A 22,427-nucleotide genomic window follows, 5' to 3' on the forward strand; every position below is an offset into this window, starting at 1 on the left:
CACATTCCAGGCATGCGTACGATACGTGGTCAAGTGTCACTCTTGGTGACCTGCCATCCCTGGTGCACGATAATGCCCTCTTATCGGGCGTTAGACTCTCCCGTGGCGGAAGGGTTCCCGGTGGAGATCTTGACTGCGTCGCAGGCGATCCGCACTCGTGATGTTGGTCCTGGTGCCCACTGATAACGCCCGACCGTGCGCTAGCGCACCTCGATAACACCGGCTGTGCGTCAGACCGTGCACCAGGCCGCGCACGAGCGCGAGGTCGTCACTGTCGACGCCGGCCCCGGGCGGAGCCTGTTTCTCACGCCAAATGTTCCGTCAGTCGAGCATGAGCCCCTGTTGCTACGGCGCCGGAGTGGGCACCGAGGATGCTGGGCGATGCCTGTTCCTGGTGCCTGAGCGGCTCGTGTGGCCCTTGAAAACAGAACMCCCGGCCATCTCCACAGGCGGGCATCAGCACCTATGAAGACGGTCGGGGAAACTACAATTTATGTGGACGGCTCGTCACATAGGGATCGGGTCGGGCTCTGTTGCTAGCAGTCGTGCGAATTCGTTTTGTACCTTCTCGCTATAAAGCAGGGCCCGCCCCACCATAGCCCACTCGATATCTGCCAGCTCCAAGAGCGTCCGGCGTGATTTCCTTTTGTTGCACCTCGAACACGCGGGTACCACATTGCTGTGGACATCCTCACCCGACCTCGACAGGGGCATGAGATGATCGGTCTCTTCCGATCCCGCGCTATTCGGTAGCGTCGCCCCGCAATATGTGCACCCCCCGCTCAGTCGAATGAGCTTTCTCTCCTCGTCTGACAGAGAACTTCCACCTGCCCGAAGTCGAGCACGTCGAGCCCGCGCTTTTGCGCGATTCCATTCACGCCGTGTCTCGGCAGGCAGGGCCCTGTAATACGCGGTGCTGTAGGCGACTTCCCTTCCTTCAGAACGTGTCAGCGTAGCCGTAGCCATTACATGAACCTTCCCGCCGGCCCTCGGCCTGACGGGCCCGTGAATCCGCTCTCAGGAGCTGGGTAATTGCAGTCAGGGCACCGGACGGTTCCTATTCCGCTACGTGGATCCCGCTTAGCCAATAGAGCCGCGGCAGCCGGATCCTGAGTTCTGCCCTCGAAGACTTGCGGAAGTTCCCCGAAAACGAAAAGCTCGGTTGATCCACAACGCGGGCATGTACCCTTCGGCATTTCGGTGTGGGGTGCTCTCCCTGCCGCTTCCTTTACCTCGGTGAAGACGGTCAGAACGTCCTGACGATCGGCTATGGCGTCCGCGTAGGCCTGGTCTAGGGCCCTTTCAGCGGGCATGCCCCCGGCTACATACGACGACGCGCGCCGGTAAAGTTCGCCTTGTTCGAGTGAAATGTTCATTTCCATGCTCTTTCTCTTTGCTGTAGCAACTACACCTGACCCATTCTCCGGCCAGGATCTATTTATTTTCCGGGTGAAGCGGGCTATTTCGTCCGCCCCGTGTAGTTCCGGTTTTCGGTGGTGCCGTATCAACTGTGATCGAGAAATGTTCCGCTTTTCCGGATCCTCGAATGTGGGGAGAGGAGTTGCTACGGCGCCGGAAACTACCAATCGCGAACCTGGACACCTTCCACGAACCCCTGCCTTCTCTCGGCTCCGGACGACCGGCTACTCGCACGAGCAGGGGCAGGTGACTTCGGCGTGGACGAAGGCTGACTCGTAATCTTTCCTGGTGCTCCTTTACTCGGCTCTCGCGGGCCGGCTTGCTGCGGCTCTCGGAACTTCTCCAGAATGTGACGCCCCTCGTCTAGCTTCTGAGGAATGGCGTTTGTCCTCTGCTGTAGACGAGCTGCGTAGCCCGCGACATATGCGTTTGCCGATTCGACCTGGCCCATTAGCCACGATCCCAGTAGCGAGCGGCCGTTCCCCTGAAATTCAGGTTGTTCGAGGTCGACGGCTCGTGATCGACGGTGGGTTCAGTCTGGGGCGATGCTGTGTAAGTGCCTGGCCCGAATTGACCCTGGGAAAGGATGGTGCCCGAGTTCACGATTGACGCGCCATATCTTTTCGGAGTCACGGCGAGGGGTGCATACCGTGCTGGGTCATCGGCCTGAACAAAGGGGTGAGCGGGCAGGAATTCCCGAACTTCCTTTTCCGCAGCTGGAATATCTACCGGGCGGATGGATTCCGAATAAACGTCATTCCAAACGTAATTCGGTTCGAGTCGATCGTTCTTCAGTGGTGCAGGTGCCCCTAGTTCGGTTACCCAACGGCCATGCTGGTCTTTGTGTAGCGGGATCCTGGTATCCGGCACCAGCGGAACGAGGTCGACTTTCTTCTTTCGTGGCACAACTTCTCCTTTACGTCGCCCGCGTTTCGGGCTCCGTGAATATCGTGGCACGATTTCATGATTCTCTGTAAATCTGTGAGAAGCTAGACGAAAAGCAYTTCGATGCCAGGAGAAATAAACACGTGATCACCGAAGAAGATCGGAAGATTCCTCGCCCGTATGGGGTCTACAAGCAGCGCCACACGGTCGACTTGACCCCAGAGCAAATAACATTCATGGAATCGGTGAGGGAGAAGAGGGGCGCCTCTATCAGTGACGTCCTACGCCAGGCCCTCGACTTGTGGCGTCATACCGTCGAGCAGGCCGGATGACGGGGCGCTGTTGCCTACTCGGCTGTGAGAGTGAAGACGTTCACCGCGCGCCCACGTGGATGGGCCCCCGGGAGTTCTGCATCGATCACCTAGTCGAGGGCCTGAACTTGGCATGGGTGTTCTCGGCTATGTATTCAGCCGAGGAATTGGCAGCTTGGGAGCAAGCCAACGAAGAGCTACGGGCTAGCCGGTCATGATGTGGGGTAGGCGAGAGAATGTAGCCCAGGAGTTCGGGAAAGACCTCCCGGGCGGGATTCACAGGCAAGACGATTCGCTCCCGCGATACCCCGGGACAAGGGTGACCACCAGGCCCACGCGAGAACCGTTCGCGGGCTACGAGGTCACGGAGGATTTCGAGCCGCTCGAAGAGGATGAAGACGGCACGGACGACCGCCAGGAGCTGACTGTCAGCCTGCCCCGGGGCGTGGTGGATTGGGTCCAAGGGAAGTCCGAGGAACTCGGTATGCCCGTGGATGAGATCATCACGATCTGCTGTGATCTTCAGATGCCGGCCGAAGTGCAGGACCACCGAAAGTGGGATTGACGGCCGATGGGCTCTGTGCAGTACACGGAGAGTCTGGAGTCGATCAACTCCGGACGGCTACGACACGGTTTTGTTCCCGAGCAAGGACACATTTTCCGTGCGTTTGATCACGTGGGGGTGCGCCCGCACCCGGAGGACAATGAAAGAGGACCTCCGCCGGCCTGGACAGCTTAGCGGAGGTCCTCAACGAACGCGAACGCGAGAGAGAACAACTGATTGCACATGAATCTTAGCATGGGCGGTGGACCGTCGACGGAGCTGCCGTGGTCACACCTCGACGAAGACCAGTTCAAAAGGATGAGGAACGAATACGGGAAGTACTGGGCTCACTACATGCACCCCACCGGGGGGCGTGTCTTTAAGCGGCTCGTGTTTCACGTCGGATACGAAACGGGTGCCTGTTTCGCCCGTAGGGAGACCCTCGCCTCGAAGGTGAGGGACAAGGCCGGAAAGCCGGTCGATGCGAAAACGATTTCCCGCTACACCACGAAGTATCGCGAGCTGGGAATCTTCGACGTCGTCACGGCTCACGAGGTCGTCAAGAGGAGGGACGTCGGCGGGCGGGCTCCGTCACCGCGCCTGAAGGATGGCAACCGAACCAATCGATACATCATCGATCTGGACCGTTACGCCCTTTTGGACGACGAGGGCGGATTCAGGGCCGTTTCGAGTCGACCGACGGACCTTTTCGTGACTCACTTTAACGAGGTCCCGCTTCCGAGGTCGCACCCAAAATACCGCCATTTCTACCCGGGTATCGGGCCTGCGGATCTTCCTGACATCCCGCGTGACGAACTGCCGGCACTCCTGGCGAAGGAGATCAATTTGCGGGTCGGTGCAACCACAGGCACCCCCGGGGTTGACGTCGCACGCGCGGAGCACGCCTTCGGTCGGGGGCTCGAAGAGTTCACGCCGGAAGAGATGCTTCTGTCGATCATTCGATTCGGCGACTACTCGCAGATGCACTCTGGTGACGTCTGGGATGCCTTCATGGAGAACCACGGAGAGATCATGAAAAATGTGGAAAAGGCTCTCGTCAAGAGGCGAGAAAACGGTCGGTAGCCCGACAATATCTCTGGGTAGTTTCCGAGGCTGGTAGAAAATGGCTCTCGTCCTCCAGGAAAGGAGCGGGGGCCGTTTTCATTTTCCGTTTCCGAACCTCGGTGCATAGTGGGACATCGGCGGGACATTTTGGCTCGTCACGCCGTCCGTGATGTCCCGCGAATGTCCCACTATGGGACGGGTCGAAATGTCCCGCTGGATGTCCTGTCGATGTCCCGCCGGATGTCTCGCCGATGTCCCACTAATAAGGGCTCTTAAGATTCTAAGGTTCTAAGGGTTTTAAGAAGATCTATCAGGATTCCTATAGGAATCCTGGCGCGGCAGTCGCCGCGTGGGGGAGAAGACCACGGAAACCGAGCATCCACATGCGGGGTACCGATCGGTGTGGGTTGCTCTGCTCAGGCTCTGCCGGCTACCGCCGGCGCCTGGTGGTGCTCGTGGTCGGTCTCGTGGCCCTCCACCAGCTCACCGCGGCTTCATCCGACACCCGCGGTTGTCCTCGGCTCCCGGAGAGGCTCACGCCGGTGTCCAGAAACGCCGCAGACCGACGAAGAGTGTCCGGGGCTAGTCAGGGGCGGGCGGTGCGGTTTCCGTAGCTCTGAGAGGCTCTGAGCCGTTTCTCGTTTCCGGGCCGGCATCCCATGCGCGCGTCGGGGGAGTCGCGCGCATGGATGATGGCACTGTCCTCGGCTACTTGCCGGGAGACGTGCTCCACCGAATGGTTTCCGTGGGGTTGAAGCTGATTTCAAGGCCTGTCAGCTCCAGCTCGTTGCCGTCCCTGTCGTAGGAGCGGGCCYCCATAAGTTTCCGTATGCTGGGCGGGAACTCGTAATGTATTCCTCCGTCGCGGATGCTACAGATGATGTCCTCCTGCGAGACATTCGGCTTTTGGCACATCTCCACTAGCGATTTCACGAGTTCGTCCCACCCCGGCGCCCTGCTGACTAGGAGGTCATTCAGTTCGGGGCTCAGCTTTCCGGTGAAGTGTGGGGTGAACCGGTCCCTGTCCCATGGATCGCGCGCCTGAATTCCTGGCGTTATGTCTATGTGTGTAAATACTCCGAAGATTAGTTCTCGCAACTCTGAGAGGGGGAGATCTCTCCAGGTGGCCACAATCCCCGGTTTGAATACTGGCTTGTCGCCTGCGCGCACCCGATCGCGGGCGAACTTAATTTCACGCTCCTTTTCCAGGAGTGTCTTTTCTCGAATTCCGGCGAGCCGGAGGGTAATTCCTCCCGCGTCGAGTTCGGAATTCAGATCCTTGAGATCTTTTTCAACTTTGGCGAGTTCGGCGTCAAAATCGCGAACTTCTGCCGTGCGCTGCTCAAGTGGAGCGAAGAGAATGTATGTGTCAATTAGTCCCGCGACGTAGTCCCACGTCTCGTCATACGACACGCTCAGCTTATGGTCCGCCGGGCACGGGCGAGACCTCCCTCGGCTAGGGTGACGAATGAAAGAAGTGATTCCGTCAGTGTTCGCAGCATGACGGAATAGCGTCTGTTGGCAGGCGCCACAACGGAACAGTCCTGCGGTCTCAGTAATGGCGTCGTGCGCCGTGGTCCTTCCGGGGGTCTGCCTGCGGCCCTCAAGATTCACCCGGACCGCGTTCCAGGTCGCGTAGTCGACGATCGGCGGGAATTGCTGTTCCTCGGGCTGGAGATCGGGCACTTCCCAGACCCCGTCAACCTGGAGTGCGTAAAGTCCGCAGATGCGTGGATTCCCGGTAATTACCCTTACGCTGCTGTCCATCCAGAATTTGCTTCGGCGAGGTTTCGCGCCCTTCTGGTTGAGTCGGTGGGCGATCGTAGTCAAGGATTCACCCCGGAGGATCCCGGCGCACATTTCGCGTATGTGCTCGGCCTCGGATTCCTCGACAGCCCAGCGAATTCGAGTCTCGTAACGTCCATCAACCAGTTCGGGGTAAACGTCCTTCTTGAATCCGTACGGCGCGGGGCCACCGGTCCACCGCTTTTTCTCGCGAAGCCGTTTCTGGGACTTTATTACCCGCTCGGAAATTTTGTCGGACTCGCGGATCGCATCGTGGAGGGCTTGGCGGAACTGGTCGCGTCCGTGCGGAGTGCCGAAGTCGTACACGATCCCGTCTGGGATCTTGATGACCTTTCCCTTGGCGCGGGTCATGATGCCCATGAACGCGCCGCCGCTTTCGTCCTGGCGAGAGATCCGGGTGACCTCGGTTACCAGGACGTTCCGGACACCGGTTGTCCTCAATGCCTCACACAGCGCTTCGAATCCAGGTCGGTCGATGTCGTACTTGCTTGCTGACACGGAGTTGTCGACGTAGTGGCAGGCGACCTCGTACCCGAGTCGGGGCCCGTGCTCGTCGATGTCCGCCCGCTGCTCCTCGACACGCCGCTTCTTACCTTCGCGATCCCGTGACAACCGCTCGTAACCATAGGCGGGCTCTGTGTGGTCTCTCGGGTGAGGATGCGGCGTGTCGAGGGGGGCATCGGCTGACATGCCTGCTCATGATGCCGTACTCTGGCTGTGATCAGGAGTACGCCCAGCCGTTCAGGATCGACGCCCGCAGCTTCACCAGCTCGAGGACGGTGCCGTCGACGTTCGACCGGACGTGCTTCTCCAGGTGCATCACGGCCTTGTAGGCCTCGGGGACGACGCTGGCCATGTCGAGACGTTGCATGACGACCTCCCGGACCGTGACCTGGCGCCCAGCGGCCGGCCGATGGCAAGACTACTCGGAGTCGGATGGTCACGTATCGCTGCTCCGAAGGCTGGAGGTCAGGTGCGATCGTTGCCGAACCGGGTGGCCAGTTCGGCGGCGAAGGTGACCGTGCGTTCCTTCTCCGCCGGTGTGCCACAGGGGATGATCTGCAGTTCGGTGGTTCCTGCCGCGGCGAACCGGTCGATCTCGCGTTCCAGGGTCGTCTCGTCGCCGGCGAGCACCGTGTCGGCCGGGCCGGCGACGCCCTCGCGCTCGAACGCGGCCCGGTAGCTGGGCAGGCCGATCGCTGCGCCGAACTGGTCGTGAACCCAGCCGCGCAGGCCGTCCACATCGTTCGTCAGGCCGACGCACACGCCTGCGATCACGGCCGGTACGCGTTCGCGGCCGGCCGCCTCGGCGGCGCGGGTCAGGGCCGGGAGCACGTAGTCGGTGATGGAACGCGGACCGGTCCAGGTCGTCAGTGTTCCGTCGGCGACCTCCCCGGTGAGCGCCAGCATCCGGGGGCCGAGCGCGGAGAGGTAGACCGGCGGCGCCGGGAGGGCCGGGTCGGCCGCCACGGTGAGCGCGCCGGCCGCGTGCCAGGCCGGGCCGTCGTGGGCCACCTGCTCCCCGCGCAGCAGCGGGAACAGGATCGACAGGTACTCGCGCAGGTTCTCGACCGGCTTCGYGGTGCCGTAGCCGTACTGACCTTCGAGGATGGGCTGCGGGCCCGGGCCGAGGCCGAGGAGGAGCCCGTTTCCGGTGGCGGCCTGCGCGGTCAGAGCCTGGGCTGCCAGCGCCAGCGGGTGCCGAGGGTACGTCCGCACGATGGACGTCCCGACCGGGGTGCCGGCCGGCAGGGGCCCGATGGCGGTGAGCAGGGTCAGCGGGTCCCAGCCGCCGCGCTCGCTCAGCCAGACCGAGCTGAACCCGGCCTTGCTCGCCTCGTGTGCCCGTTGCGTGATCTCGCCGACCGACAGCTGGTCGTCGTCGAGCCACAGCCCAATCCGCATGTAGTCCGCCTTCTCCGTGTTCCGCCCGCGCGCCGGACGGGTCCGTCCGGCCGGGTTCGTCCAGTCAACGGGGCGGATCACCGTGGACCAAGGGCCGGCATCCACGCGCAGCGATAAGGAAAGATGATCGATGGGTGAGATGCCGGCATCGGCATCGGCATCGGCACTGGTGGCCGGGTGGCCGGGTGGTCGGGGGAGGGGCAGGCGGACGTGGAACTCAGGCAGCTTCGATACTTCGTCACGGTCGCCGAGGAGCTGCATTTCGGGCGGGCCGCCGACCGCCTGCACATAGCCCAGCCGGCGGTGAGCCAGCAGGTGAGCCGACTGGAACGGGAACTGGGCCTGCGCCTGTTCGAGCGTTCGTCACGGCGTGTCCGGCTCACACCCGAAGGTGATCGCCTGCTCGTCGAGGCGCGTGCCGCGCTCGCCGCGGCCGACCGGGTGACAGCCGTCGCCAGCGACCTCACGTCCGCACCGATGAGCGTCCTGCGGGTGGGGGCCAACCCCGGGCTCGGCCCGCGGCTCGACCGCGGCCTGGAACGACTGCGGCAGGCGCACTCCCACTTCGACGTCGAGCTTGAGCTGGTCGGCATGCCGGTTGTCGACCAGCCGGCGGCGGTGGCCCGGGGTGAGCTGGACATGACCCTGCTGCGGCTCGCCCCACCCGGCGACGGATTCCAGGTGATCGACCTGTGGCCCGAACCGCTGGTGGCGGCGCTGCCGGCCGGGCACCCGGCCGCGGGGCGGTCCGCCGTGCGGCTGCGTGATCTCGCCGCGCTCCCGCTGCGGCTGCCGTCGCGGGAAGGCGACCCGCTGCTGCGTGCCTTCGTCCTCGACGCCTGCCGCGACGCGGGTTTCGAGCCCCGGCTCGGCCGGCCGACCGGCAGCACGGCGGACGTCCTGCTGGAGCTGGCGAACGGCTCCCCGGGCTGGGCGCTGCTCCACGCGGACACGGTGCCGACGTCGGAGGTGACCCGGGTCGCGGTGCTCCCGGTGGACCCGCCGCTGACCACCCGAGGCTGTGTGGTGGTCCCGGCGACGAGGCCCGCCGCCTGCGTCGCGGGCCTGCGCGTCGCGTTTGGTGCGGGCCCGTCGGACGGCTGACCGGCCGGATTGTCCGAGCCGGTGCCGGCAATCTCGCCGGGCCCGCTCGAGAACCGCGTCCACGTCCTGGATATTCGATCATCAGTCGAGTACTGCCGCAGCTCACAGGATGCGATTCCTTGATCTCCTGATGTAGCTGTCGCAGTGATCGTGACGTGTCTGGGGACGCAGCTTCCTCTTCGGAGAGTGTTGATCGATGCGTTGGGTAGCAACCTGTCGCTCGTAGTGGGCCTCGTCGCGGCTTTGCCGCCGAAGGCTTCGTGATCACTTCTGCCAGGCTTCCCTGACAGCTGGCGCCAAGGTTGGCCCGATAGAAGGGGACGGAAGGCAGGGGCGACGGACGGCTCGGCTGCTCTCGGAGGAGTGCGGATGGCGAAGCACGCGAACGACCTGGAACACCGATCGCGTCGTCTGGACCAGACGGCAAGCCGTCRTCCGGCGTCGGCGGATCGCTCGAGGGGCGTYGCGCTGGCCGGCCCGGCGCCACCGAGGGCACCCGGCAGGCCGAGACCGGTGGTCGTGCCGGCCGATCGGGCCGGTAGTAGCCGCCTGCCCAGCCTGCCAGGCCCGGCCGGTTCCGGGGCGCCTCACCTGCCCAGTCCGTCCCGCCCGCCCGGTCTCACCGATCCGACCGACGTGGACGGACCTGGGGAGCGGCCCGTCCGGCCCGACGCGGCGGCCCGGCGTGCGGGCGCTCCGACCCGGCGTACCGGGTACAACCCTGCGCTGGATGGTGTGCGGGCGCTCGCGATGCTGTGTGTGCTCGTGTTCCACATGGACGCGTTGCCCGGCGGCTACCTGGGCGTTGACGTGTTCTTCGTGCTCAGCGGGTTCCTGATCACCCGCCAGCTGCTGGCCGAGCGGGATCGGACCGGCCGGGTTTGCCTGCCGAGGTTCTACCTGCGGCGCGCCTACCGGCTGCTGCCCGCGTTCTGGATGCTGGTCCTCGTCGGCTTCACCGCGGTCGTGGTGCTCGGCGTCGGCACGGCCGGCGAGCGGGACGAGTTCCTGCACACCCTGGCCGCCGCCATGCTGTATGTGAACAACTACTTCCAGGTGGTGCAGCAGAACACCGGGGCCGGCTGGCTCGGGCACACCTGGTCGCTGTCGCTGGAGGAGCAGTTCTACCTGCTCTGGCCGTTGCTGCTGCTCGTGTTGTGCCGCCGGCCGTGGATCGACCGCCGGCTTCCCGTGGTCCTGCTGGGCGGCGTGGTCGTGGTCATGCTGTGGCGCGACGCGCTGAACGCCTCCGGCGCGTCGGCGACGCGGACCTACTTCGGCCTGGACACCCGGGCCGACGCCCTGTTGGTCGGCTGCGCCCTCGCCGCCTGGCTGCGCGCCCGCCAGCGCGATGCCGGGGAGGCCGGTGATGCCGGGGAACCCGGGGAAGCCGGGGATCGCGGGACGGTGCTGCCTGGCCGTCAACGACGTCCCGAGGAAGCCGCCGTGCCCGTGGTTCCGGAAGCGGTGCGGCCCGGAACGGTGCCGCCCGGAACGGTGCCGCCCGGAACGGTGTGTCTCGAGATGGCGCGCCCGGTACGGGTGCGTCCGACCTTCGCGTGGCCGGTGTCCTGGCCGGGGTTGGCCCGTCGGGTGCCGGTGCGTCCGGTGGCGGTGCTGCCGGTGGTGGGGGCGGTCGCGTTCGTGCTGCTCGCGGTCGCGATGGTGGCGGCGCCGAACGGCTGGGGCCCGCGGCCGACGGCGCTCGCCCGCGGCGGGTACACCGTGATCGCCCTGCTCGCCGGAGTCGTCATCCTCGCGCTGGAGGTGGGGGCGACGACCGGCTGGCTGTTCCGGGTGCTCGCGGTGCGGCCCCTCGCCTGGCTCGGGCGGATCTCCTATGGGTTCTACCTGTGGCATTTCCCCGTGGTCGCCCACTGGGGCCGCGATCTGACCATCGCGGTCGGCCGGGGGCCGGCGATCCTGGCGGTCGGCCTGATCTCGCTGGGCCTGGCCTCGGCGTCGTACTACCTTCTCGAACGGCCCATCCAGCGGCGCCGCCCCGATGCGGCGCGGCGGGAGGCCGGCGAAGCCGCCCGCCCGGCCTGGTCGTCGTAGCGCCCGCGGTTCCGGTTCCGAGGAGCCTGTCGCAGGATCCGGAGCTTCGGACTGCCCCTGCCCCTGCCGCTGCCGCGCTGCTGCCGGACAAGATAGGAGGATTCCGGTCGTTGGAACGACCGGAATCCTCCTATCTTCCGCGCCGCGGATTCGGGCTGTGTTTACTGCTTGGCAAGGAGTGAGGATCTTGGTTGCTGGAACGGCCGGAATCCTCAGATCTTCGGGCGGCGACCACGAACCGCCACTACCGCCGTCGAGCAGGACCGCAAGATCCCAGGCCACTGCCTCGGTCGGGTGTCCAGGGCTCCACCATCGGCGGTGATCTCGGTCGTACCTTCCCGCGGAAGACCCCCTGCACAAGATAGTCAACGACGTTGACGACCGGCCTCGCGCATTTTCGATCTTGAGACGTCCGCGCTCGCCGAACTGGAGGGGGAGGCCTGGAGCGGGCGGTCCGTTCCGTGCGGGCGGCGCAGCGCAGTGCCGGCGCATCGTCCCGCAGCCGACCGCCTGATCACCTCGGGGCCTCCTCGTGCGAGTCCCGTGGCAGGGGGACGGGGCGCGGCGGCCTGGCACTGATGGCGGGGCTGAACCGCGGCGCGCGGGTAGGTTCGAACGTGTGCGGACAATTCAGGCGGATCAGACGGAACGCCTGGCCGCCGCGCCTTTGACGGACATCTCGGAGTGGGCTCGCGGTCAGGGCCTCGAGATCGTCATGATCGTGATCGGGGCGGTCCTGCTGACCCGGTTCGCGAACTGGGCGGGTGCCCGGGTCGAACGTCGCATCGACGCGCGGGCCCTGGTGACCGACGGGGCGGTCCGCTCCGAGACGACCAAGCACCGGCACGCCGTCGTGCAGGTCCTGACGTGGGTGACGTTGGTGCTCGTCTACTGCGTCGCGGTCATGCTGGTGCTGCGGCGGCTCGGCGTGCCGCTGACCGGGATCGTCGCGCCGGCGACGGTGCTCGGTGTGGCGCTCGGCTTCGGTGCCCAGCGGATCGTGCAGGACGTCCTCGCCGGCTTCTTCATGGTCGCCGAACGACAGTACGGCTTCGGTGACCTCGTCCGCCTGGTCGTGCAGGGCTCGCCGACCGCGATCACCGGGACGGTGGAGGAGGTCACGCTGCGGATCACCCGGGTCCGGACACCGAACGGGGAGGTCGTGATCACGCCGAACGGGCAGATCGTCCAGGTCGTCAACCTCTCCCGGGACTGGGCCAGGGCGGTCATCAACGTCCCGATCCCGTCCAACGTGGACGTCGCGACGGTCACCGACGTGCTGACCGAGGTCGGTGTCGACGCGTACGCCGACGAGACGCTGCACGGCCTGCTGCTGGACGAGCCGACCGTGATGGGCGTCGAAAGCCTCGACCTCGACCAGTTCAAGGTTCAGATCGTCGCGCGCACCCTGCCGGGCAAGCAGTTCGAGGTCGGCCGGGCGCTGCGGGCGAGGATCAGCGGCGCGCTGCTGCGGGCCGGCATCCACATTCCCGCCGTCCTCGACACTGCCCCGCCGACCGCCTCATGAGACGCCCGACCATGCGACTCCCGACGGGTCTGCCGATGCGCCGCTCGACGGCGCTGCTGACCGCCGCGCTGGTCGGCGTGTTCGTCCTCTACGTGTTCGTGCGGCCGCAGTCGTTGCCGGCGTCGCGCTCCTACGACGCGGCGGTCGAGCAGGCCAGGACCGAGCTCCGGCGAGAGCAGCAACAGCTCGCCTCTTCGAGTCCGACCGCGACGCCGACACCGACAGCGCGGCCGCGCACGCCGGCGGCGCCCACAGCGTCCGGCTCGCCCGGCGACCAGGCCAGCGCCGATCCGACGCCGACGCTGTCGCCGGACCCGAGCCTCACCCCGTCCGCCGCAGGTTCCGGCTCCGCCGCGCCGGGGGCTGAGAACACCGCGAGCCCGTCGGCGTACCCTCGCGCGTCAGCGTCCGGCGTGGCGGGTTTCGGCGCCTCCGCCGCGCCGGCCACGACGCCGACGCCGGCCTCGCCACCGGCGGTCAGCAGGGGCTGATGGTGGCGTTGGTGGCGAGCTCGTCCACCCGCCCGTTCGAGGGGCACGGGGTCGAGGTCGGCTTCGGTGAGCCGCTCGTGCTCGTCGGCGCCGGGGCGTCGGGGGTGGGGGAGACGCTGCCGGTCGGGGTGGCCTGCGGCGCCGGCTGGGTGCGCGGGTCGTCGGGCTGACCGGCAGCGTGGCCGGGGCCCGCGCCCGGCTCGTCGGCCATGGCAAGCTCGTCCGGCCAGCCATTGGGACGGCTCGTGTGCGCGGCGGCGAGCGTGACGACCGCGGCAGGCTGGGACGCCGGCGTGAACACGGGGCTTGTCGTGACGCCCAGCGACGAGGACGGCTCCGGGGTGGGTGAACCCGGGCTGCCCTCGGCGCGCTGGCTGTCCATGGCGGTCAGCGCGACGACGGCTCCGACGACGATTCCGATCGCGACGACGGCGGCGACCATGGCGGCCCGGTCCCGTCGCCGGGTGGTGGTCAGTTTCGCCAGCCACAGCCGTGCCGCCGGCGGCCAGCCGGCCCACAGCTGCCCGTCTCCGCCCGCACCGGCGACAACCGGCTGGGAGGCCCGTGACGGGGTTCCCGGGTCATGCGGGTCGGCGGTGGCGGACTTGGCGGTGCCGGCGGTGGGAACCCCGCTCGTCGGCACCGTGGGCCGAGCCCCGCCCGCCGTCTTGGCAGGCTTGGCTGCCGCGGCCGCCGAGCTTGCGGCGGCCGGTTTGCCGGCAGATCTGGTTCCCGCTGTGGCCGGCTTCGCACCGGCTGCCGTGCCGGTTCCGGTTCCGGCTGTCGTGCCGGTTCCGGTGCCGGTGGCGGCGTGGGCCGGCGCGGTGGCGCCGGCGCGTGGCCGGATCGACGGGTCGGTGACCTCGTTTCGCGGGTCGATCAGGCCGGTCAGCCTCGGCACCGGGATGGTGCCGAGTGAGGAGTCCCCGCCGGGCGGCTCCTCCCAGAACGGGAGGTCGGGCCGGGCGGTCAGCGGCTGGGTGGGCCGGTCGATGGCGCGTGACCCCGCTCGGCCGGCCGCCGCGGCCGCCCCGACCGCGGGTGTCCGTGCGGCGCCGGGACGACCGGATCCGCCGGCGTGGCCGCCCCCGGCAGCACCCCCGGCCCCGGCCCCGGCAACGCCGCTGGCGCCGCCAGCCCCGGCAGCGCCTCCGGCCTGGCCGCCGCCGCCGAGCGCGCCTGGAGCGTCCGGCGGCCGCGGAGCCGGCGCGGCCGGCGCGTGTGGATCCCACTGCCAGGAGGTCTGCGCGATCGCGGCGACCCGCGACGGATCCGGGACGCCGTCGCCCGCGACGTCGGAGACGAGGCTGCGGACCAGCTCCACCGCGGTCGGCCGGTCCTCCGGCCGGCGCGACAGGGTCGCCCGCACCGCGCCCATCAGGTTCGCCGGGACCCCGGCGAGGTCGGGCTGTTCGTCGCGGTGCAGCACGGTCAGCACGTCCGCCGGGTCACCGGTGCCGAACGGGGGATGGCCGGTCGCCGCGTAGGTGACGCAGGCTCCCCAGGCGAACACGTCGGCCGCCGGGGTGGCGCGCTCGCCGCGCAGCTGCTCGGGGGCCATCCATGACGGTGTGCCGACGAGGATGCCGGTGTGCGTGTGGGTCGGTGTGCCGCTGGCCCGGGCGATCCCGAAGTCGATCACCTTCGGTCCGTCCCAGGCGAGCAGGATGTTGGTCGGCTTGAGATCGCGGTGGACGACTCCGACCGCGTGGATGGCGACGAGCGCGTCGGCGAGGCCCACCCCGAAGCCGTGCAGGAGCCGCCGCTCCAGTGGGCCGTGCCGGATGACCGCGTCGGCCAGGCTGGTGCCCTCGACGTATTCGACGGCCATCCAGGGCGAGCTCGCGTCCGGGTCGGCGTCGACGACGGCGGCGACGGCACGGCCGCGTACCCGGCGGGCGGCCTCCACCTCGCGGCGGAACCGGGCGCGGAACTCCGGGTCCCCGGCCAGGCCCTCGGCGGGCACCTTCACCGCGGCGGCCCGGCCCTCGGCGGTGAAGCCGAGGTAGACCGAGCCCATGCCGCCGGCGCCGATCCTGTTGTGGATCTCGAACGGGCCGATGCGCCGAGGGTCCCCCGCCACCAGCGGTGTCAGCACCGTTCCCCCTCGCGACCGGCCCGGGTGGGCTGGAATGTCTGTCCTGGCACTCGCTACTGGCTACTCACTGCTGAACTGGCTACTCACTACTGACTACCGGCTACTGCCCCGGGCACCCTCGAACGAGTACCCGCGTTGTGGAGACCGTTGCGATTCCGTGCGCCTCGGCCCGATGTATCACCATCCCAACATCGGTACCCGAATAGCGGTAGGCCCGTCCGGGTGACTTCGTTGTGCTGGTCACATTTTTTTGGCCTAAAGGTGACTTTTTCCTGTGTTGCGCTCGTCTGGGGCGCGGGATGGGTCAACGATGATCCGGTAGCGCCGGGTCCGCGGGCGGGAACTGGCCGTCGGTGCGCAGCTTGGTTCCGTCCCAGCGGAACCGCACGACTGCCGAACCGGTAGGCGTCGAACCGCCCGCGGGGTAGGTCCGGTACGTCACCTCGGCCTCGACGGATGACAGCGGCTCCACGCTGATGCTCGTGCTCGGATCCCGTGTGTCGGTGCCCAGGTACTTCCCGTCGGCGAAGACGAACGCGGTCTCCTCGTGCCGGCCGCGGTCTCCCCGGGTAGCGCGCACGAGGTTCAGCGTCCGTTGCGGGTCGTAGGAGGCCATGTCGGGGGTGTAGCCCTCCCTCCGGACGACGCTGGCCGCCTCGGTGGCGGTCATGATCCGCGGGGGCTGGCTGGTGGTCGTCGAGGCCGACGGCCCGGTCGCGGAGCCCGCCGGGCTCGCCGTCGCGGAGGTGATGCCCGGGGAGCCGGGGGTGGGCGTCACGGTACCGGCCGTGCCGGCGGTGCCCTGATTCCGGTGTGACATCGCCAGCGCGCCGGCGACCGCGCCGCCAGCGGCCAGCAGCAGCCCCAGCGCGAGGAGCGCGGCGACGGGCAGCGCCCGGCGCCGCGCCCGGGGCGCGGGCTGCCCGTCCCGCGGGCGCGGCGGCGGCCCGCCGCGAGGATGAGGGGGCTGTCTGTTCCCCGGGTGCGCCGGCTGCCCGCCGCGCGGGTGCGGGTGCTGTCCCTCCCGCGGATGCTCGGGTGCCCGCATCGATGGGGGCACCTGCGGACGCGGCGCCCGTGCGGGCCCAGGCCCAGGCGCCGGCATGGGCGTGTGCGTGGGCCGAGGTCGGGGTGGGGGTGGATGCGGGGCCTGCTCGGTGCCGGGCGGCGGACTCCACCAGCTCCGCATCAGCCGGCCGGTCTCGGCGGGGTCGGTCGGGGCGTCCGCCGGCCGGCCCAGCAGGTTCGCCAGGATCTCCGCGGCGCCCGGACGAGCCTGCGGGTTCTTGCGTAACGCGGCGTGAACCTGCGGTGCCACCAGCGGCGGCAGGTTCTCCAGGTCCGGTGCGCCGTTGAGAATCGCGAGTGCCACAGCCTGCGGCTGCTCGCCGCGGAAGGCCGGCCGCCCCGCCGCCGCGAACGCCACGCAGGCGCCCCAGGCGAAGATGTCCGCCGCCGGGCCGGCGCGTTCGCCGCGCAGCTGCTCGGGTGCCATCCAGGCCATCGTGCCGACGAGGCTGCCGGTCCGGGTGAGCGAGGTGGTGGCGTCGTCCCGGGCGACGCCGAAGTCGATGACGCGCGGACCGTCCCAGGCGAGCAGGATGTTCGCCGGCTTCAGGTCACGGTGGACGACACCGGCCGCGTGGATGGACACCAGCGCGTCGGCCAGCCCGACGGCGACCGCGGACACGAGGCGCTCGTCGAACGGGCCGCGCGCCAGCACCGCCTCGGAGAGGCTGCGCCCCTCCACGTACTCGGTCGCCAGCCACGGGCGTGGCCCGGTCGCGTCGGAGTCGAGGACGGCGGCGACCGTCCGGCCGCGGACCCGGCTCGCGGCCGCGACCTCCTGGCGGAAGCGGGAGCGGAAACTCGGGTCGCCCACGAGGGCCGTGGCCGGAACCTTGACCGCGGCGGCCCGGCCGTCGTCGGTGAAGCCGAGATAGACGACGCCCATTCCACCCGCGCCGATGCGGTTGGTGAGCTGGTAGGGCCCGATCTGTTGCGGATCGTCCGTGGTCAGGGGGGTCAGCACCGCGTCCTGGGCCTCGTCTCCTGTCTCGTGCCGTTTGGTCCCAGATGTCGATGTTCTCACCCGCGGTGGCCGACAGGCAGCGCGGGCCGCGCAACGCCGTCCGCGCGGCACCGGAGGTTGATCGGATCGCGGTTCCGCCCGGTAACCGGGACGCTGCAGGAAGCTGCCAGCGAGCGCGGCATGTGAGCGCACGCGAGCGGGGCAGGAGTGCAGTAGTCGATCGGCAGGTGAGGAGGCGGACCGTGGCGGTTGGGCACATCCAGATCGGTACCTCGACAGGCACCCGGGGCCAACTCGGGCCCACCGACGTGATCCCGGTCCTGTCCCGGCATGTCCTCGTCGACGGATACGACGTCGTCTGCGATCTGGAGGCCAGCTCCGGCAGCACGGTCGTCGACGCCCGCACCGGGACGAGCTACCTGGACCTCTACAGCTTCTTCGCGTCCGCGCCGCTCGGGGTCAGCCCACCGGCGCTCATGCGCGATCCGGACTTCCTCGCCGAGCTCGCCCGCGTCGCGGTCAACAAGCCGGCGAACCCGGACATGGCCTCCGTCGCGTACGCGGAGTTCGTCGAGACCTTCACCCGGGTGCTCGGCGACCCGCAGCTGCCCCACCTGTTCTTCGTCGAAGGCGGCTCGGCCGCGGTCGAGAACGCGCTGAAATGCGCCTTCGACTGGAAGAGCCGCCACAACGAGGCACATGGACGGCCCGCCGAGCTCGGGCGGCGGGTGCTGCACCTGCGCTCGGCGTTCCACGGCCGCGGCGGCTACACGCTGTCGGTCACCAACACCGACCCGGTCAAGACGGCGCGCTTCCCGATCTTCGACTGGCCGCGCATCGACTGCCCCGCGATGACCTTCCCCTGCGTCGGAGCGGCGCTCGACGCGGTCGTCGCCGCCGAGCGGCGTGCCCTCGCCCAGGCCGAGGACGCGTTCGCCCGCCACCCGCACGACATCGCCTGCTTCCTCGCCGAACCCATCCAGGGGGAGGGCGGCGACAACCATCTGCGCGGCGAGTTCCTGCGCGCGATGGCGGCGCTGTGCGAACGCCACGACGCGCTGTTCATCGTCGACGAGGTGCAGACCGGCGTCGGCGCCACCGGTTCCGCGTGGGCGCACACCCAGCTCGGGCTGCGCCCCGACATCGTCGTCTTCGGCAAGAAGGTGCAGCTCGGCGGGCTGATGGCCGGGCGGCGGGTCGACGAGGTCCCTGACAACGTCTTCCGGGTACCGGGACGGATCAGCTCCACCTGGGGCGGCGGGCTCGTCGACATGGTCCGGTCCCGGCGGATGCTGGAGATCATGGAGTCCGAGCGGCTGTTCGACCGCGCGGCCACACTCGGCGCCGACCTGCTCGCCGCGCTCACGGACGTCGCCGAACGCCACCCCCGGCTGCTGCGCAACGCACGCGGCCGTGGGCTGCTGTGCGCCGTCGACGTCGCGGACAGCACGCTGCGGGACGAGGCCGTCCGCCGGCTGCGCGAGGACGAGCGGGTGCTGCTGCTGCCCGCCGGCGAGCAGGCCCTGCGGTTCCGGCCCGCCCTCACCATCGGCGCCGACGAGCTCGAGCGCGGCGTGGCGGCCCTCGACCGGGTCGCCACCTCGCTCGGGCGCGCCCGGATCAGACCTGTCGAGACCGGCGCGCCGAGCCCGGGGCCCGACTCGCGGGCGCCTTTGCCGGCTCCTTCGCCGGCAGCGCAGGACTCGTCAGCACCCTCGTCGTCAACGCAGCAGAAGGGACAGCGATGACTCTCGTTCATCCCCGCCGGGTGGCCGCGGTGATCGGTGGACGTCAGCACGACCTGTACGCCACGGCCGGCCCGTCCGGTATCGCGCCGGAAGGCACCCGGGTGATCACCTCGACGAACCCGGCCCGCCTCGACGAGGTCGTCGCCGAGGTCGTCCTCGACGGCGCGGAGTCCATCGTCGCCGCCGCCGCGGCCGCCCGGGCCGCCCAGCGGGAATGGGCGCAGGTCCCGGCACCCGTGCGCGGGGAGGTCATCGGCGCCTTCGGACGGCTCGTCGAGGAGAACGCCGAAGCGCTGGCGCGCCTGGTCACCCGGGAGGTCGGCAAACCGCTCGCCGAGGCGCGCGGCGAGGTCCGCGAGATCGTCGACACCTGCACCCTGTTCCGCGCCGAGGGCCGCCGCCCGCACGGCCAGACGGTGGACTCCGAGATGCCCGACCGGGAGCTGTTCACCTACCGGGAGCCGCTCGGCGTCGCCATGGTGATCACCGCCGGCAACTTCCCGGTGGCGGTCCCGTCCTGGTACCTGGTCCCGGCGCTGCTCACCGGCAACTCCGTCGTCTGGAAGCCCGCCGAGTACGCCGCCGCCTGCGCCGCGGCGCTGATGGACCTGATGACCGCCGCCGGCGTGCCCGACGGAGTCGCCAACCTCGTCCTCGCCGACGGCCCCACCACCTCCGTCGGCCTCGAACGCGCCCTGGACGCCGGCCTCGTCGACAAGGTCGGCTTCACCGGGTCGACGTCCGTCGGCCGGTTCATCGGCGCGCTGTGCGGGCGGCACCTGCAGGCCCCCTGCCTGGAGCTCGGCGGCAAGAACCCGATGGTGCTCGCCCCGGACGCCGACCTCGACGCCGCCGTCGCCGCCGCGCTGTTCGCCGGCTTCGGCACCGCCGGCCAGCGCTGCACCTCACTTGGCACGGTGATCGCCCACGAGTCGGTGCACGGCGCGTTCCGCCGCCGGATGACCGCCGCGCTGGCCGCCGCGTCCATCGGCGAACCGACCCGGGACGTGCTCTACGGACCGCTGCTCGACGCCCGGTTCGCCGCCGGGTTCGAGGACCACCTGGCGCACATCCGCGACCACCACCAGCCGTTCGGCTCCACCGCACTCGGCCGGATCGGCCCGTCCAGCCCGCGCCAGGGCTTCCTCGGCAACCCCGAGACCGGCCTGTACTACCACCCGGTGATGGTCGACGGCGTGCGCCCCGACGACGACCTGTTCACCGAGGAGACCTTCGGGCCCCTCGTCGGCCTGACCACCTACCGCAACCTGGAGGAGGCCATCGAGCTCGCCAACCTGCCCGGCTACGGCCTGTCCTCGTCGATCTTCACCGGCGACCCGGTGACGGTACGGCGCTTCCGCCGCGGCATCCGCGCCGGCATGGTCAGCGTGAACACGTCGACCTCCGGCGCGGAGGCACACCTGCCGTTCGGCGGCAACGGGCGGTCCGGCAACGGCGCCCGCCAGTCCGGCCAGTGGGTCCTCGACCAGATGACCCGCTGGCAGTCACTGACCTGGGAACTCTCCGGCCGCCTCCAGAAGGCCCAGATGGACGTCACCGTCCCCGCCGCCGACCTCAGCTTCCGCCTGCGCGGCTGACCCGGGCTCAGAGCCGCTCCGGTTCAGTAGGACGGACGCAGTGGCTGGTGTGCGTCGCCGCCGTCGGGGCGCACACCCAGCACCTGGTGGATCTGCGAGAAGCCGCCTTCGAAGCTGAGTGCCGACCCGGCCATGTAAAGCCGCCACACCCGGGCCCGGCCGGCGCCGACCATGGCGACGGCCTCGTCCCAGCGCTGCTCCAGGTTGGTGACCCACGCCCGCAGCGTCAGCGCGTAGTGCTCACGCAGGTTCTCGACGTGGCGCACCTCGAACCCGCCGCCCTGCATCAGCGTGACCAGCGCGCCGATCTCGTGCAGCTCACCGTCCGGGAAGACATAGCGGTGCAGGAAGTCGGCGTTCTCGGGCAGCGGGACCGGCCCGATCCGGGGGCGCCGGCGGGCGGCGCCGGCCGGGTCACCGGGGAACGAGATCCCGTGGTTGAGCAGCCGCCCGCCCGGGCGCAGCAGGCGAAACAGGCTCTCGAAGTACGTCGGCAGCTTCGCCCGGCCGACATGCTCGACCATCCCCACCGAGCTGATCGCGTCAAACGGGCCGTCTGTGATCTCCCGGTAGTCCTGCAGGCGGATCTCGATCCGGTCGCCCAGCCCGGCCTCCGCCACCCGGCGGCGAGCCAGCGCGGCCTGCTCCTCGGAGATCGTGATGCCCACGGCCTGGACCCCGTGATGGCGGGCCGCGTGCAGCACCATGCTGCCCCAGCCGCAGCCGACATCCAGTAGCCGCTCACCGGGCCGCAGCCCGAGCTTGCGGCAGACCAGCTCATGCTTCGCCGCCTGCGCCCCGGCGAGCCCCGCCGGCAGCGGACCCTCCGCGGCCGGGGAATCCCACACCGCGCACGAGTAGGTCATCGACTCGCCCAGCACAAGCCGGTAGAACTCGTTCGAGACGTCGTAGTGGTGCGAGATCGCCGCCGCGTCCCGGGCGCGGCTGTGCAGACGTCCCCGCAGACGGGCCTCCTCCGGCGGCGGCTCCGGCGGCCGCACCCCGAACTGTTTGGCCAGCACGACCGCCGCCCGTGCAACCGCCGCCGACGGGCGCATCGTCGCCATCTGACCGCGCAGGGCCAGGGCCTCGAAGATGTCGCCCTGGCCGCCCTCTTCGCCATCGATCTCGATGTCACCGGCGACGAAGGCGCGGGCGAACCCCAGCTCGCCAGGGTGGGACAACGCGCGGCGCAGAGCATGCGGGTTGCGGATCAGTACCCGCGTCGACGTCCGCGGCCCCAACGCGAAGCCGTCCCACATCTCGACCCGGACCGCGGGATCCGTCCCGAAAAGCTCGACGAGAAGATCGCGGGATGCCTTTTCGACCTCCGGCGGCCAGTCCAACCCGGGCGGGCGCGGGTCGTCCGCCGCCCATTCACGCGCACCTTCCGGCCTGCTCGGCGCGGCGTCGGTCTGGCGCGTTTCCCTCGGCGTTGACATGGTTGCTTCCGACCTGACGGGGTGATCGACCGTCACGTTTTCCTCCGGTCCCTGCGGGCGCCGGGGCCTGCGGTCACCGCGGAACCGCCAGATCGCCCGCGCGGCGACCACACGACACGGGTAATGCGGCGGGCGGCCGCGGGGGAGCACCGGCCCTGCCTGCTCAGTCTGTGCCAGGGCGGCGTCAGCTGGAGCAGGGCGACGCGGGCCCTTCCTGATCGCATGGTCCCCCAACAAATGGGTGGTGCAAACAACCCGAGTGCCGTGCCGCGGGTGTTTCCTGCCTCACACCGTCTTGGCGCCCCGTTCTGACCGCGCCAGCCTTGTCCGTCCACTCGTTTGGGGCATTGCCCGTGCACGAGGAGTGCCATTCTTTGCTTCGGCCATAGATTT

General features: G+C 68.9%; 14 protein-coding genes and 1 pseudogene. 8 read left to right on the forward strand and 7 right to left on the reverse strand.

All coding sequences use genetic code 11. The annotated features are described in order from the left end of the window. Positions 1-1,869: 1,869 nt before the first annotated feature. Positions 1,870-2,325, reverse strand: coding sequence for a hypothetical protein (locus CcI49_RS41700; RefSeq protein ID WP_131831210.1), 456 nt, complete (start codon positions 2,323-2,325; stop codon positions 1,870-1,872). 609 nt (positions 2,326-2,934) lie between these two features. On the opposite strand from CcI49_RS41700, the gene CcI49_RS27895 reads away from it, so the two are divergent. Together CcI49_RS27895 and CcI49_RS27900 are read left to right on the forward strand one after the other, a co-directional pair. Then, positions 2,935-3,180: a hypothetical protein gene (locus CcI49_RS27895; protein ID WP_131831211.1), complete on the forward strand. Its 246-nt coding sequence runs from the start codon at positions 2,935-2,937 to the stop codon at positions 3,178-3,180. A gap of 222 nt (positions 3,181-3,402) precedes the next feature. After that, entirely contained in the window at positions 3,403-4,242 is an 840-nt protein-coding gene (locus CcI49_RS27900; protein WP_076830924.1) for a hypothetical protein, read from the forward strand. 690 nt (positions 4,243-4,932) lie between these two features. On the opposite strand, the gene CcI49_RS27905 is transcribed toward CcI49_RS27900, so the two are convergent. From CcI49_RS27905 to CcI49_RS27910, 3 genes and pseudogenes are all read right to left on the reverse strand, one after another. After that, positions 4,933-6,720: a recombinase family protein gene (locus CcI49_RS27905; RefSeq protein ID WP_076830927.1), complete on the reverse strand. Its 1,788-nt coding sequence runs from the start codon at positions 6,718-6,720 to the stop codon at positions 4,933-4,935. Between the two features lie 37 nt (positions 6,721-6,757). After that, positions 6,758-6,901, reverse strand: a pseudogene (locus CcI49_RS40875) (carboxymuconolactone decarboxylase family protein); the annotation flags it as partial. Positions 6,902-6,999: 98 nt separating this feature from the next. Then, positions 7,000-7,935, reverse strand: coding sequence for a TIGR03564 family F420-dependent LLM class oxidoreductase (locus CcI49_RS27910; protein WP_076831173.1), 936 nt, complete (start codon positions 7,933-7,935; stop codon positions 7,000-7,002). Between the two features lie 210 nt (positions 7,936-8,145). Between CcI49_RS27910 and CcI49_RS27915 the strand changes: the two genes are divergently transcribed. The 4 genes from CcI49_RS27915 to CcI49_RS27930 all read left to right on the forward strand — a co-directional run bounded on the left by CcI49_RS27915 (position 8,146) and on the right by CcI49_RS27930 (position 13,116). Continuing rightward, positions 8,146-9,039, forward strand: coding sequence for a LysR family transcriptional regulator (locus CcI49_RS27915; RefSeq protein ID WP_054567312.1), 894 nt, complete (start codon positions 8,146-8,148; stop codon positions 9,037-9,039). Between the two features lie 369 nt (positions 9,040-9,408). Next, positions 9,409-11,097, forward strand: a complete 1,689-nt coding sequence (locus CcI49_RS27920; protein ID WP_076830930.1) for an acyltransferase — start codon at positions 9,409-9,411, stop codon at positions 11,095-11,097. A gap of 715 nt (positions 11,098-11,812) precedes the next feature. Next, positions 11,813-12,625 (forward strand): mechanosensitive ion channel family protein, encoded by an 813-nt coding sequence (locus CcI49_RS27925; protein WP_347280144.1) that lies wholly within the window; start codon positions 11,813-11,815, stop codon positions 12,623-12,625. An 11-nt stretch (positions 12,626-12,636) separates the two neighbouring features. Continuing rightward, on the forward strand, positions 12,637-13,116 hold the full coding sequence (locus CcI49_RS27930; protein WP_054567133.1) for a hypothetical protein: 480 nt from the start codon (positions 12,637-12,639) through the stop codon (positions 13,114-13,116). Here the strand turns inward: CcI49_RS27930 and CcI49_RS27935 are convergent. After that, positions 13,103-15,214, reverse strand: a complete 2,112-nt coding sequence (locus CcI49_RS27935) for a serine/threonine-protein kinase (protein ID WP_076830939.1) — start codon at positions 15,212-15,214, stop codon at positions 13,103-13,105. The two genes, CcI49_RS27930 and CcI49_RS27935, sit on opposite strands and share 14 nt — an antisense overlap. 304 nt (positions 15,215-15,518) lie before the next feature. Further along, positions 15,519-17,246, reverse strand: coding sequence for a protein kinase (locus tag CcI49_RS27940; protein WP_076830942.1), 1,728 nt, complete (start codon positions 17,244-17,246; stop codon positions 15,519-15,521). A 242-nt stretch (positions 17,247-17,488) separates the two neighbouring features. Between CcI49_RS27940 and lat the strand changes: the two genes are divergently transcribed. Both lat and CcI49_RS27950 read left to right on the forward strand, forming a co-directional pair. Then, positions 17,489-18,994 (forward strand): L-lysine 6-transaminase, encoded by a 1,506-nt coding sequence (gene lat / locus CcI49_RS27945; protein WP_076830946.1) that lies wholly within the window; start codon positions 17,489-17,491, stop codon positions 18,992-18,994. After that, a complete protein-coding gene (locus CcI49_RS27950) occupies positions 18,991-20,592 on the forward strand; it encodes an aldehyde dehydrogenase family protein (RefSeq protein ID WP_076830950.1) in 1,602 nt (533 codons plus the stop codon). The genes lat and CcI49_RS27950 overlap by 4 nt, the downstream gene beginning before the upstream one ends. Positions 20,593-20,615: 23 nt before the next feature. Here the strand turns inward: CcI49_RS27950 and CcI49_RS27955 are convergent, their stop codons facing one another. Then, the gene (locus CcI49_RS27955) at positions 20,616-22,034 is read right to left on the reverse strand and encodes a class I SAM-dependent methyltransferase (RefSeq protein ID WP_241840270.1); all 1,419 of its coding nucleotides are present in this window, start codon (positions 22,032-22,034) and stop codon (positions 20,616-20,618) included. Positions 22,035-22,427: the final 393 nt, after the last annotated feature.

Origin of the sequence: Frankia sp. CcI49, from assembly GCF_001983215.1 — a bacterium.
GTDB lineage: Bacteria > Actinomycetota > Actinomycetes > Frankiales > Frankiaceae > Parafrankia > Parafrankia irregularis.